Raw genomic sequence first — 13,042 nt, 5'->3', positions numbered from 1 at the left:
CTCCTACTGTACCTTCAGCATATATCCGATGCCACGTACCGTTTGAATGTCTTTATGATACCCGAACGGTTCCATCTTTTTGCGAAGATAATGGACAAATACTTCTACTATGCCGATTGTTGTATCGGAATCGAATCCCCATACTCGGTCATAAAGCTGTTCTTTCGTCAAAATGGCACCTTTGTTCTGAATCATAAATTCCAGCATTTCATACTGTTTTAACGTTAATTTTATAGGATGGCCATCTACTAAAATGGCTTTTTCTTTTCCAAATAATTCAATCCCTCGATATTGAATCGTTTGATTTGTCGTTAGACTGCCGCTTCTTCTCAATAACGCTCGAATACGCGCTTGCAGTTCCGGTGCTTGAAATGGCTTGGTCAGATAATCATCTCCTCCAAAGTCCAATCCTCTGACCCGGTCTCCTAATGAATCTTTGGCAGTCAAAAACAAAACAGGAATCTCAATATGTTCCCCACGTATCTTTTGTATAACCTCAAATCCATCCATTTCCGGAAGCATCACATCAAGGACAATCAAATCATGTATATTTTGCATGGCCATAAATAGCCCTTCTTCTCCATTTTCTGCGCAATCTACTTCAAATTCTTCAGATAAAATTTGGTTAATAGACTCTAGCAAGGCCACATTATCTTCTACTACTAATATACGCATCATGTGTCACTCCTTTCTTACATAGTAACAAAACAAAGCGTTCGTAGAAACGAATCGCTTTGTTTTTGTTCTATTCATATCGAAGAGCCTGGATCGGGTCAAGCTTAGAAGCTTTATTCGCCGGAAACACACCGAATACAACTCCAACTAATAAAGAGAAAACAAATGATAGCAGCATAACAGGTATAGAATAAACTGTTGCTGTACCTGTTGCTAACGTAAATATGTGAGTACTGATTACCCCTATTCCTATTCCAATGATCCCACCGAGTGAACTTAAGACAACTGCTTCAATAAGGAATTGAAGCAGAATATTTTTACGTTTTGCTCCAATAGCTTTTCTAATGCCAATTTCTTTTGTACGTTCTGAAACGGATACAAGCATAATGTTCATTATACCAATTCCACCAACAATCAGAGAAATTGCTGCACTTCCACCTAACATTAATGTCATCGTTTCATTAACAGATGATGCAGTTTCCATTAAATCTTGGGGACTTGATACACTATAACTATCCGCATCACCCACAATTGAATACATCGTTCTTTCAATAAGGTTGGATATGAAATTCATCATATCTTCATTCTCTACCTTTACATATACTGTCCCAATAGTGGTAGTAGAAGCTAAACGTTGTCCTGTGCTAAGAGGGACAAGGATCGTATTATCTCCACTTGTTCCTAAGGAACTTCCAACTGATTCAAGAACGCCCACAACTTTGTAGGATGTTCCGTTCACCTTTACTGATTCACCAACTGGGTCTCCTAAACCGAATAATGTTTGGGCTGTGTCTGAACCCAGTACGGCAATTTTTGAATGATTATCATGATCCAAGTCTGCAATGAAACGTCCTGATTGCAGCTGTAAATCACGGACATCTAAGTAGGAAGAAGTTGTTCCAATCATTGACACTTGTGTGTTCGTTTTTCCGTTTTTTACTGTTACCCTACCAGACACTGTTGGGGCAATTTCTTCAACACCATCGACAACTTGAATCTGTTTAGCATCCTCTTCTTTAAATGTAACATCTGAACCCGTAACCGATACAGTTAATACATTTGTACCCAGGCTTCCAATTTGATCTTGTACTTCTTTTGTTGATCCCTGTCCTATCGCAACCATGACGATCACCGAGGATACACCGATAATAATCCCTAACATCGTTAGAAATGCTCTAATTTTATTTGATTTGATACTTTTCAGTGCCATATTGAGTGTCTGCAAACCATTCACCTCCATTTTCATAGAGTTGTCCATCATGAATACGAACAACACGGTTTGCTTTTTTTGCAACGTCTAAATCATGGGTAATGAGAATAATGGTATGTCCCTGCTCATTTAATGAATGTAAAATCCCCAAAATTCCCTTACTTGTTTTACTATCAAGTGCACCTGTAGGTTCATCTGCTAGTAATATAGGCGGATGGCCGGCCAACGCACGCGCAATTGCAACACGTTGCTGCTGGCCGCCAGACAATTGAGAAGGCAAATGATTCGCTCTATCTGCCAATCCTACTTTTTCTAATGCTTCTAATGCCGTTTCTCTTCGTTTCGCTGCTTTCATTCCTCGGTAAATGAGTGGGAGTTCGACATTCTCAACCGCTGTAAGCTTCGATATAAGATTGAAGTTTTGAAAAATAAAACCTATTTTTTCATTTCGAATGGTTGCAAGCTGTGAACTCTTCATTTTTCCTATTTCTTCATTATCTAAAAAGTATTCACCAGAATCAGGTCGATCTAAACATCCAATCATATTCATAAATGTTGATTTTCCGGATCCCGATGGACCTATAATAGAGATAAAATCGCCCTTTTGTATATCGATGGAAACACTTTGAAGAGCCAACACCGTTTCGCCGCCAAGTACATACTCTTTCTGCATGTTTTTAATATGAATAATCGGCTCATGAATAGTCATTAGTTTCCACCTCGTCCGCCTGATGGAGCACCGCCGCCAAATGGGGCTCCTCCTCCATTTCTTCCTCCAAAGTCACCACCTGGGAAGCTGCCTCCGCCAGGGAAGCCGCCGCTTGGCATCATCATTCCTCCGCGCATAGAATTACCACTGGATTGTACGTTCGGAATTTGAATCGTTTCTCCTTCTTTCAAACCACTTGTAATTTCAACATACGTATCATTCGCAATACCCGTTTCTACTGTTACTTTCTTTGTAGATTGTGTGGAATTGCCAGCAGTTACAGGAACTAATACATATTTTTCATCTCCGCTTTTATATACGGCTTCTACTGGAACGTATAGGGCGTTTTCTTTATTCTCGATTGTGATACTTGCTTCCGTTGACATTCCAATTTTTAAGTTTTTTGGATCAGTGATTTGGATTGCAACATCAAATGTAGACACTCCATTTGACGATGTTCCCACATTTGCTACATTCGTTACAGTTCCTTCGAATGCTTCTTCTTCAAATGCAGTTGCGGTTATTTTTACTGCCTGTCCTACTTGGACTTTTGTAATATCTAACTCATCAACACTAATAGTTGTTTGCAATGAGCTGTAATTTGTTATATGTGCAACGGTTCCCGAAACTTGCACAGAGTCCCCGCTTGCAACAGAAAGGCTTGTGATGGTCCCATCAACTGGGGATTTTAGAATACTTCCATCTGTAAACGTGATGAGTGTGTCACCTGCTTTGACAACATCCCCTTCCTTTACATTGACAGTATCTGCTGTCAAGCTACCTCCACCACTTAAGCTATCGGAACCATTATTGTCTCCTCTTGTTATAGGGGAAATGACATCATCACTATTTTCAATTCGAAGAAGGATTGTTCCTTTTAAAGCTCCGCTACCGCTTTCTACATTAACAGCTGTGATTTCTCCAGCATATGGTGCCTTGACAACAACACCGTTTTTAAATGTTACGAGTTTTTCACCTTTATAGACGGAATCACCCGTTGCTACACTGACGCTATCTACAATAAGGATTGTATTTTCGGCTGTTACATCATAATCGGTAATGGCTGTAACCGAACCTGAACCGCTCACCGCAACCTCTAATTTCCCTTTTTGTACTTGTGTTGTTTGTGCAGCAGCCGCAACATTTTGAGTTTGATCTTTTTCCCCTAAAAGGAACCAGGCGCTTGCTCCTCCGATTACAACAATAATCGCTGAAATTATTATCCACTTTTTCAAAATTCTATCCCCTTTTCATCACTGATTTTGACCTGATTGACCTTGACCAGGCTGGAATTGGCCATTACCTGGGAACATTTGACCATTCCCTCTTGGTCCCATTTCTGAAAAATTAGGGCTTTTACTTTGTTTATAAACTAAATATCCCACCCCAATAGCTGCACACGTACTTATCATCAAATTTACGATGAGCAAAATTTTCATTAGATTTTGTTTGGACTGTTCCATTTTTGTTCCTCCTTGTTTTATGTTGATAAGCCCATTATGAAATTCGTTCCTTAACTTTTCCTTAACATTTCTCCCTTACATGTCAAATTAATGTAATCTTTCTTACGAATATTCCCAAAAAAACTGAAGGCTACATGAGGGCACTGATAAGGTCACTATAGTTTAGATAAGCGAAGCAAGTTGCAAAATTGTACTTTATGAAACAAGGTCAGATATCTATTTATCAATGCATGGCACTTTTTGCAAAAAAATAGAAGACAGGGATACTTTAACAAGGAACATATAAAAAAAAGAGGCTTTTCAAAAGTTTGAAAAAAACTAATGAAAAGCCTCTTTTAATTTTTACATTATGTTAGCAATTTGTTAGCAAACTGCTTTGAAAACCATATTCCGTGCTAATTTATACCGGTAGGTTATTTGGCATGAACATTTTTAGAATATCATGAGGTTATTAAACTTTTTATTGAAAAATGTTGACAAACTATTAGCTGGTTTAGTTATATACATAATGTTCGAAAAACAAACGTTAACACACACGGGCTTGGCTAATAGAAAATATGATATTAGTAGCGACAGTGTAAAGGAGGTAAAACGATGGGAATAAACTGTTCATGCGGAGTTAGCTCAAAAACAGTTGTTATTATTAATCTAAAAACAACCGATTGTCGAAGGAACGGACCTTTAACTATTACTGTTGATGCATGTGCAAATAGACTTGCATTATCTACAGTTTCAGCAACATTTGTTGATCAAAGTGGCAGGACTCCTAATAGGCGTTTCTCGTTTAGTTCGACAAGCATTCAGGTTGTTTCCTGTACCAAAGAAAATACATCATGTATAGTCCGACTAGCAGGTATGGGCTTAGTATCTGGTGAAACAACTCCAAGACAATTTATCATTGCATTCAGAAACAATCCTGATCCAGCAATCGATCAACTCATTAGATTTTCTATTACGGATTTTGTTGATCTTACTAGAATTGCAAATCTCCATCCTGACTTAACCTTTATTGGTTGTCTTTAATTGATTCCGGGTTTACCCTTCGTGGGTATTCCTTTTTTTCTGCTGAATCAACGACCTTTACTCGGGGGCACATCATCGAATGCCACGCTCTCGAATTCGCCAGGCATTACCTCAATTCGAAGCTGCTTCGTTATTGGATCGACGTAGTGAACGTTCCCAGTTACCTACGAAGTAAAACCGTCAAATTCTCAGATTCTCACATTTTTTATTCATTATACATAAAAGTGCCCGATAAAGCAGACCTTTTGTAAGTGTCTACTCTATCGGTACAGTTTAATTTCTGGTTGACCACTTTTTATTTTGCTCTTGATCTTTTTGCAATTTTTTAGAGATTTATAGTTCAACTTGGATCAAATAAATTAACCAGTGATCCTCCATGCGAAATACTCTGACTCGTCACCAACATATTCCTTTACGTTTATTATTTTGATAGAAGTTACCTAATTTGTAAGGAATGTCGTTAATTTAGGTAAACAATACCAGCTTGTACATTTTAAATTTTGGAAATTCTCGCGGAATTTTAAATAAGGGATTTCTCCAATTTTTATCCGAGATAAATATGAAAAATAATGATAAAAATATATATATATTCTTTTAGTAATAGATCCAAATTGTCACCAAGATAATAGCAAATAAAGAGAAATGTAAATAATTGGTGGTTATTATGACTAGGTTCTGGCAATCACTACACTTCCTATCACTTTTTCTTTTAATTAACAGCATTTTGTGGAATTTTTGATTACTATTTATCCCTCTGCACATACATAAGCATAGGTTTCCTCTAAACCTTGAAGAATATCAAAAGCAGGATGCCATTGAAGTGACTGAAGAGCCTTTCGATTAGTAAGGCAGCTATGTTTAATATCACCTTTTTTACCATCGACAAGAACGTATTCAATAGGGGAACTGTGTATTTTATTTAAGTAGCCAATCAATTGGTTAATGGACGTTGTCTTTGAGGTGCTGATATTGAATGTTTCGTAGTTGCCACGGTCGATTGCAGCGATATTGGCCAGAACAATATCCTTTACATAAATAAAGTCCCTAGTTTGTTCACCATCCCCATGTATCGATAAAATCTCATGCCTCTTTATACGATCTAGAAATACTGCTATTACCCCTCCTTCTCCCTTTGGTAATTGCCTTGGACCGTATACGTTTCCATATCGGAGAATAGTAAATGGAAGTCTATTAAGTTGACAAAATAAACGGATATACGACTCCGCATTTAATTTTGATAATCCGTAATACGAAATTGGTACAGTCAAATCGGCTTCTGATAATAAATCGGTCTCCAAATCTCCATAAACAGCTGATGTCGAAGCAAAGATGATTTTCCTCACGCCAGCTTCATGACAGGCTTCCAGAATATTTATTGTTCCATTTATATTGACACTTGCATCGTAATTTGGTTCACTGATAGATTTTCCAACATCAGCCTGGGCAGCTAAATGGAATACTATATCTGGTTTTTCCTTGATAATAATTTGTTTAGCTTTTGTACCCCTAATATCCTCTACATGGATAATGGCAGATGGATGGACATTTTCCAACCTGCCAGTTATAAGGTTATCGAGTACATGAACTTCAAATCCTCTTTTATAAAGCTCCTCAACTAAATAGGAACCAATGAAACCAGCACCTCCAGTGATGATTGCCTTCATAAAAATATTTCACCTCTTTTTTTATTACCATCTTATGCTGGATAATATAAATAGGTATAGACAAGTACCCTTTTTAGTTTTAGGGTTGACTTTCGACATTTTCCTGAAATATTTCATTCGCATTAGGACAAGTTCACTACAATCAATTACTAGACTTTGAATATACTGTAATAATCCATGAAAATTTCATTTAGGAAAGTGGTCTCCCCCACTTTCTTTTTTCGGGAAACACCATTTTTAAAAATAAAGATGGAAAAGGAGATGCACACAAGTTAAATTTTCGATTCTATAACGGCAGCAGCTCCTGCAACAGCTAGAACAACAATAAATGGATAAGTAACAGGAAAATAGATATAGATAACCACTACAGTCAAAGAGGACCAAAATCCTACACACCAAAAACAACTTAAAAGTGTACCGATAAAATGACGTATCCCCGTTCCCTTTATTTCGACAGTCTCTTCTAGTTGACCGAGATTATTTTCTACAATGTTCACAGTAAAGAATGGGCGTCTGATAAAAGAAGTAATTTTATCATAGACAATTAAATGGGTTAAACGAAAGGAAGCAAAAATGACAATAAATAAATCAATAAAATCCAAACTGTACATACGTTCACCTCATTTCTTAGATAAATTTGATACATTGTATGTGTAGCCACTTCAAACGTTCCTTAGTTACCATTATCAAAGGAGGGAGCAAAACTACAGATTTCGCCCTACTTTTTTCTCCATATGGGCTAAAAATAATGGATACCGAAGAAGTAAAGGTGGGAAAACGTGTTTACATAAAATCGCTATTATTTTCTCGATTATTGAATGAATCCAGCGGGTAACGAATAAAGTGAAGTGACATATAAATGTATTTCAACTGGAGGGGATTTTTTATGGAGAACGATAAGCTTCCAAAAGAAAAGCCAATAGTCTGTTCCGTTGTTACAGAATTACAGGCAGCACAAGTTGCCAAATTATGCGAGAACTATGGCATTCAAGCCATAATCCAAATTAAGCCTTTTGTTGATATTTCCATCCTAAAAAAAACTGTAAAGGCTAAGATGAAAGAAAAATTATACGAACCATGTCCGTGCGGTAAAGGAATGAAGTTTAAGTTTTGCTGTTACCAAAAAGAAGTTGATATAAAGCTATAAAGTAACTGTCTTCCTGTTGGAGGACTTTTTTGTAAAAGGGACACTGTGTTAACCAGATTTGAACTATACTTTTCCCTAAACTTCTTGGAATACCTTTTAGTAATTGTTTATATAATAAAGGGTTTGTAAAGAGAAATGTAGATAAAATAATTCAGACCGCAAGAAGCGGTCTTTTTAGAATGGTCTTATTTTTTTAAGAAAAAACTAACGGATTTTTATTGGGTTTTATTTTTTTTTTACTCCCAGCTGTTTAGATTTTCCGCACCCGCATCCCCCAGAATCAGATTTCACCCTTTTATTGGAGACCGCTCCTTGTGATACATTACTGTCAGCTATTTTACGTCCCATATAAACTTTTGATTGCGATAAAATTTTGGGAGAAAGAGATCCGTTTACGATTTGTCCACCCCGTTTGTTTTTCAATTAAACTACCTCCTTGCTAATTAGGTTTCCTTAAATTATATGTATCTATGAATTACGATGTGTTCCCATTTATAGGGTAGAAGATGATAAAAAAATAAGTTTAATAGAACAACAAAAAACGGCGTTCTGCAGGGACGCCGTTAAAGTTCACTCATCAATTATAATTAAATTCAAAGGGATGACTCTTTTGTGGGTCATTTTAAAACAACCCACGTCTACTTTTCCTTTATAGAACGAAACAATAAGGTAAGCAATCTGGTCATAAGGGTTATTTTCAATATCTTGTGATGAAGGCAAGGCTGGTGATGTAGGATGCGAATGGAATATGCCTGTAAGTTTTTCATCCTTCTCATTCATTTCCATAACTGCATGTTTAATAGCCTCTTTGGACATATAAAATCGATTAAGACGGAGAGATTCATTTTTTATTTTCCATAAAGTGTTGCCTGCTTCATTTAAACCCGATAGTAATCCACATTCTTCATAGGGTAATGCTTGTTTGCAATAAGCAATCATTTCCTCATATACAGACTTCTTAATATAAAAACCTTGATTATGCTCTTTCTTGTTCTTATTTCCTTTGGTTTCAATATTTCCATCAGGGAGACGAGGGTTGGGTTGTTTTACTTCGTAATGTGAAAAAATCCACCGCTGGGGGACTATAGTTCATACTTTTTTGTGCATTCTGATATAGTCCTTGCTGTTGTGTAATGTTTCGTTGAAACCAATCTCCTGATTGTTGCCCCTGCGATAAGGATGGATTGGTTTCTGTCTGTAATGGCTGCTCCGATCTCGTTATGGTTTCTGTCTGTAATGGCTGCTCTGATCTAGTTATGGTTTCCATAGTTGGCTGTACTGCCTTTTGGATTCCGGATGTCAAAGGCGGTTGTGTGATAAACTGCCTAATAAAATTTTCCTTTTCTTTCAAGCTTGATTCTAAAACGGCAAACCTAGCTTTCATTTCATTCATTTGTTTTTCTGCATTCACTTTGTCTTTTTCATATTGCTCAATTTTTTCTTGATACGTTTTAAGCTCAGAATTAAATTGTATCATCTGATTCTGGAGGGCCCGTTCACTTTGCTTTTGAATTTGATAAAGTTCTATTTTTTTTGCCTCCAGTTCTGCCGCTAACATTTCTTTTTTCTGTTCCAGCTCCTCCATTTTTACGAGGGTAGCCTTTGTTTTAGCTAATTCAGATTTTAATTCATCAATTTGTTTGGACCATGATCCATTTTCAGCACCAAAAGACTCTGATTTTTCTTTATACACGTTCACCTGATCCTGGACGAGGTCTAGTACCTGCAGATAGGAATCTTTTTCGCGCTGATAGTTATGAGTTAGATTATTAAATTCTTCAATTTTTGTTTCCAATTCATCTTTCAACTTGAGTTTTTCCGATTCAAATAGTTCGAGGCGAGTCAAGGAATCCTGAGCTTTCAGTAACTCATTTTTCATCACCTCAATCTGATTTTCAAGCTCACTTTTTCGAGCCTCTGACTTCTCAAAGTCATCATTAAGCTGAGTAATCTCTTGCATAAGTTTCTCATTCTCCTTTTTCATTTGATTAATTTCTCTATTTTTTGCTTCCAATTGGTCTTGCAGTGAAGATGCCGTCCTAATGATTGTCTTTGTTTGAGTAAAAACTTCATTTAATTGGGACGTTATATTATCAAGTCTCTTTTCGTCCGACTCCCTTTTCATATAGAATTGTATAACGCTCTCTCGAATTGAAGTGTTTTCCTCATCGAGAATTGTTATTCTTTTAAGATGGCCGACTCTTTCTTCTTTTAACTGATGATTTTCTTTTTCTAGCCACCTGACCTCTTTTAGCCTATTTTTCAGACGAATTAATATTTTTCTTTTTAACGTTTCTAGTTCCATTATTTGTGTTTTTGCATTTGCCAATTCTGTTTGATGTTTACCAAAGCCATCAAGTACGGCCTGCTTCTCTGAGTCCAATTGGGTAATCTTCTGTAGATAGATTACGTTTTTCTGAGTTTTTTGTTCCATATTTTCTTTTAAAAATTCCAATTGCTGAATAAAATTCTTATTCTGTGTAGTTATATCGTCTATAACCTTTTCATTCAATTGCAACTCATTTTGGAAATTACTTTTTTCCTTATTCAACTGGTTTATTAATTTTTGTACCTCAGATAAATTCGTAACCAGTTCCTTATTTTGTTGGATTAAGGATTTTTCACTGTTCTCCAGCCTCTCGACCATGTTTTTATATTCTTCGCTGTCCTCTTTAAGCCGTACAATCCCCTGTTGTAAACTTTCAATCTTTTCATCTTTTTCAGTTATTTTTTGAAGCAAATCATTAAGACTTGCCTCTAATGTTTTGTTAACTTCAAAGACTTCTTCTCTCTCATGAATCAACTTTTTCAATAAAGGATCAAGTTTTTGGAGTTCACCTTCCAATTCTTGTCCTCTTAAATGGTTCTGATGAGATTCTTTATACTCTTTTCTCAACAGAGACATTTCCTTTTTTAACTGCTCCAATTGGACTTCCTTAATTTGTTTTTCTTTAAATAGTTTTTCAGAGTTTTCCTTATGCACCTGCGCTTCTCTTCTTAACTCTTCTGCCAATTTGACAAGATTATCATTTTCTTCTGCGACCCGGTCAGTTTTTTCAACCGATTGGGTTACCATGTTGCTCTCCTTAAGTTGAGCTATTTTTGTTTGATAAGCCCGATTTTTTTGGATTATCTTATTATATTCCAAAATGAGGCCATCTCTCTCCTGTAAATACGTTTTTTGCTCATTGAGAATCCCTTGCATTTCCCTTCTTAAAATATCGTTATCTTGTCGCAGCCTAATCATTTGCTCACGGTAACTTCGATCCTTTGTTTCACTTAACGACTGGCATTGCACAAGTTCTGATTCCAAATGGATTACTTTCTGCTGTAGCTGCATTTGGGTTAGTTTTTCAAAGCGATGTCTTTTTAACATACGTTTTCCTCCCCTAGGCAAAAGCCCTCTTGGCTCTACTCATTGTATGCAAGTTCTCGTCTAACCTTTACCAAAACAACTCGCTTTTGCTTATTTTTCAACTTAGAGGGTATCAAAAGAGAAGAGAAAAGATATTTCAGGCTTGTTTTTCAGGAATTTAAGAGAACATCCAAGCACCTCGGGAATATATTGTAATGGGTGAACTATTGCTTTCCCTTTTTGTATGTTCCTGATTCAGGTATGAAAAACTAAAAAATTTAAACACTTTTCAGGATAGCTGCATAGGATACAATAGGCTCAACCCAAAAAAGAAATATATAAGAAAAAGAGAGGATGATTTTTTCATGGATTTTAAAGCTATAAGCGGCGGTCAGGAGACTCTTTGTATCAAAGTGAACAAAGTCTACGACTGGGTAACGCGTCAGGTAGATGTTCCTCTATTGGCGTTTGGTAGAGGTGACCTTGGAACAACAGTGTTCTTTGATTGCCCGGTGGGAACCACACCAACATCAGGTTCTGATGACCCTTGTGCTGTTCTCGGCGGTAACTTCACGGTAGAATGTTTCCCTTCAGATGAAGACGGAACCCCAATTGATCCTTTAGCACCTGGTGCTATTCTATGTGCAGAAATCCCGCAGTCAGAAGGCCGTGCAAGCGGACAGTTTCAACTGCCTGATGGATCTACAGTTACTCTTCAAAAGGTAAAGGTATTAAAAAAAGGGTTTATTGTTGTTCGTGTAACAAACCCTGTAGGTGATGTTTGTACATCCTTACCAATTCCATGGGCTGTATCAGAGAAGTTTTTCCTTTGTGCACCTCCTGGCACGTTCCTTCAATGTGAAATTACTGACTTTGAATGTGATGCTAACTTAATTTGTCGACCATTAGCTACACCTGGAACTTTCGAATTCCAACAACTCGATATCTCCATCAATCTTTGCCAAAATGTTCAGATGGAGGCACTGGTGAAGCTTGAAATTACAGCTGACTTCTGTCAGCCACGGACGGATATGCCTCTTGTATGTCCTCCACTTGCATTCCCACCACAATGTCCTACAATCTTCCCAGGAGGAGGACCAATTCCCACTCCTTTATAGAGATGGGTCAAAGGACTAAGTTTTCAGAGGAGTTCAATCTCCTCTTTTTTTTGTTCAGTTAAGCCGAAAAAACATAACAAAAAAGATTCGCGTATTTTTATTGAATAAGCTTTACTAACATTAAATGAGAGATGAACGAATAGAATATTAGGAATATTCCTGTAATCAGAGGAGGAGATCTGCTTGTTCTGGAAAAAAAGAGAACAGGTTCATGCAGAGGCGCTGGCATGGTTCAGCTATGCTGTAATGCTTCCGGATATGGATGAAGAAGAAAAGGAAATGACCATCATTGGAAACTTCATCATAAAAAATACCGGAGGAAAAACACTGAATAATCCTATCATATGTATACGAACCAAGCCTCAACAAAATGTTCGTCTAGGCGGAAAAATCGGTTCTGTTTCCCATACTGCCCTAATGATTGATGGAACTAATACTGAAGCATGGCATTACATCTATGATAATTGGAAAGAAAAAACTATGGAAACGGGGGAACACATACTAAAACCCAACAATTGCAGTTTTATAGAACCTGGCGGAAATCTAACATTTGCAAATGAGCTGTGTATTTCAACCATAAGTGATCCAAAGTTTGCCGTGATTGAAGGATTTTTTTACTGTGATGAAATTCAAAACGGACTCCCAGCATTAAATAATATTTCAGTAAACTATTAGGTG

Annotated in this window: 14 protein-coding genes; 4 read left to right on the top strand and 10 right to left on the bottom strand. The window is 36.9% G+C overall.

Translation table 11 applies throughout. The annotated features are described in order from the left end of the window. Positions 1 to 3: 3 nt before the first annotated feature. From BLR86_RS20610 to BLR86_RS20590, 5 genes are all read right to left on the bottom strand, one after another. Positions 4 to 675, bottom strand: coding sequence for a response regulator transcription factor (locus tag BLR86_RS20610; protein WP_090766092.1), 672 nt, complete (start codon positions 673 to 675; stop codon positions 4 to 6). 70 nt (positions 676 to 745) lie between these two features. After that, positions 746 to 1,885, bottom strand: a complete 1,140-nt coding sequence (locus BLR86_RS20605) for an ABC transporter permease (RefSeq protein ID WP_090766089.1) — start codon at positions 1,883 to 1,885, stop codon at positions 746 to 748. Then, entirely contained in the window at positions 1,857 to 2,588 is a 732-nt protein-coding gene (locus BLR86_RS20600; protein WP_090766228.1) for an ABC transporter ATP-binding protein, read from the bottom strand. The genes BLR86_RS20605 and BLR86_RS20600 overlap by 29 nt, the downstream gene beginning before the upstream one ends. Before the next feature lie 5 nt (positions 2,589 to 2,593). After that, positions 2,594 to 3,829: an efflux RND transporter periplasmic adaptor subunit gene (locus BLR86_RS20595; protein WP_090766087.1), complete on the bottom strand. Its 1,236-nt coding sequence runs from the start codon at positions 3,827 to 3,829 to the stop codon at positions 2,594 to 2,596. An 18-nt stretch (positions 3,830 to 3,847) separates the two neighbouring features. Continuing rightward, complete coding sequence (locus BLR86_RS20590) at positions 3,848 to 4,057, bottom strand: hypothetical protein (RefSeq protein WP_090766084.1); 210 nt, start codon at positions 4,055 to 4,057, stop codon at positions 3,848 to 3,850. Positions 4,058 to 4,651: 594 nt separating this feature from the next. Here BLR86_RS20590 and BLR86_RS20585 point away from each other — a divergent pair. Further along, the gene (locus tag BLR86_RS20585; protein WP_090766081.1) at positions 4,652 to 5,080 is read left to right on the top strand and encodes a hypothetical protein; all 429 of its coding nucleotides are present in this window, start codon (positions 4,652 to 4,654) and stop codon (positions 5,078 to 5,080) included. A 746-nt stretch (positions 5,081 to 5,826) separates the two neighbouring features. Here BLR86_RS20585 and BLR86_RS20580 read toward each other — a convergent pair. Together BLR86_RS20580 and BLR86_RS20575 are read right to left on the bottom strand one after the other, a co-directional pair. Then, on the bottom strand, positions 5,827 to 6,744 hold the full coding sequence (locus tag BLR86_RS20580; RefSeq protein WP_090766078.1) for an NAD-dependent epimerase/dehydratase family protein: 918 nt from the start codon (positions 6,742 to 6,744) through the stop codon (positions 5,827 to 5,829). 272 nt (positions 6,745 to 7,016) lie between these two features. After that, a complete protein-coding gene (locus BLR86_RS20575; RefSeq protein WP_090766075.1) occupies positions 7,017 to 7,355 on the bottom strand; it encodes a DUF1360 domain-containing protein in 339 nt (112 codons plus the stop codon). Between the two features lie 275 nt (positions 7,356 to 7,630). Here BLR86_RS20575 and BLR86_RS20570 point away from each other — a divergent pair, with 275 nt between their 5' ends. Then, the gene (locus BLR86_RS20570; protein ID WP_090766072.1) at positions 7,631 to 7,891 is read left to right on the top strand and encodes a hypothetical protein; all 261 of its coding nucleotides are present in this window, start codon (positions 7,631 to 7,633) and stop codon (positions 7,889 to 7,891) included. A gap of 225 nt (positions 7,892 to 8,116) precedes the next feature. Here the strand turns inward: BLR86_RS20570 and BLR86_RS20565 are convergent, their stop codons facing one another. The 3 genes from BLR86_RS20565 to BLR86_RS20555 form a co-directional block, all read right to left on the bottom strand. Continuing rightward, positions 8,117 to 8,314 carry a hypothetical protein gene (locus BLR86_RS20565; protein WP_090766069.1) on the bottom strand — a complete coding sequence of 66 codons (198 nt, stop codon included), beginning with the start codon at positions 8,312 to 8,314 and terminating at the stop codon, positions 8,117 to 8,119. A gap of 147 nt (positions 8,315 to 8,461) precedes the next feature. Then, the gene (locus tag BLR86_RS20560) at positions 8,462 to 8,854 is read right to left on the bottom strand and encodes a M67 family metallopeptidase (protein WP_302847236.1); all 393 of its coding nucleotides are present in this window, start codon (positions 8,852 to 8,854) and stop codon (positions 8,462 to 8,464) included. Between the two features lie 58 nt (positions 8,855 to 8,912). Continuing rightward, positions 8,913 to 11,267 (bottom strand): coiled-coil domain-containing protein, encoded by a 2,355-nt coding sequence (locus BLR86_RS20555; protein WP_090766063.1) that lies wholly within the window; start codon positions 11,265 to 11,267, stop codon positions 8,913 to 8,915. 344 nt (positions 11,268 to 11,611) lie between these two features. Between BLR86_RS20555 and BLR86_RS20550 the strand changes: the two genes are divergently transcribed. Then, positions 11,612 to 12,364, top strand: coding sequence for a BMQ_0737 family morphogenetic spore coat protein (locus tag BLR86_RS20550; RefSeq protein ID WP_090766061.1), 753 nt, complete (start codon positions 11,612 to 11,614; stop codon positions 12,362 to 12,364). Between the two features lie 183 nt (positions 12,365 to 12,547). Then, positions 12,548 to 13,039: a hypothetical protein gene (locus BLR86_RS20545; protein WP_090766059.1), complete on the top strand. Its 492-nt coding sequence runs from the start codon at positions 12,548 to 12,550 to the stop codon at positions 13,037 to 13,039. The last annotated feature ends 3 nt before the right edge of the window (positions 13,040 to 13,042 follow it).

Source organism: Bacillus sp. OK048 (genome assembly GCF_900103525.1).
GTDB lineage: Bacteria > Bacillota > Bacilli > Bacillales > Cytobacillaceae > Neobacillus.
The sequence above is the reverse complement of the archived record's forward strand: the minus strand, read 5'-3'. Positions and strand labels throughout refer to the sequence as shown.